We start from the raw sequence: 296 nt of genomic DNA, 5'->3' as shown, positions 1-296 counted from the left end.
TGTCTTACTCCTGCTTGTTCTGTCTGAGCGTGATGGTGAATACCGCCCCGCCATCCGGGTGATTGTCGGCAGTCAGCATGCCGCCATAGGACTTGATGATGTCAGATGACAGGGCCAGCCCCAGGCCTGTCTCTTATACACATCTGACGCTGCCGACGAACAGTAAGATGTGTGGGGGGGGGGGGGGGGGGGGGGGGGGGGGGGGGGGGGGGGGGGGGGGGGGGGGGGGGGGGGGGGGGGGGGGGGGGGGGGGGGGGGGGGGGGGGGGGGGGGGGGGGGGGGGGGGGGGGGGGGGG

General features: G+C 73.6%; 2 protein-coding genes. Both read right to left on the bottom strand.

Features of this window, described 5'->3' with window-relative positions:
• Window positions 1–4: 4 nt before the first annotated feature.
• Window positions 5–79, bottom strand: a complete 75-nt coding sequence (locus JHD62_RS23175; protein ID WP_370541116.1) for a hypothetical protein — start codon at window positions 77–79, stop codon at window positions 5–7.
• 22 nt (window positions 80–101) lie between these two features.
• The coding region (locus JHD62_RS22250; RefSeq protein WP_199104688.1) for a hypothetical protein at window positions 102–296 on the bottom strand (195 nt) is incomplete at its 5' end.

The organism is Aquitalea sp. ASV11 (genome assembly GCF_016429185.1).
Classification (GTDB): domain Bacteria; phylum Pseudomonadota; class Gammaproteobacteria; order Burkholderiales; family Chromobacteriaceae; genus Aquitalea; species Aquitalea pelogenes.
Note: the sequence above shows the minus strand (reverse complement) of the source record. Positions and strands in the feature narration are given on the sequence as shown.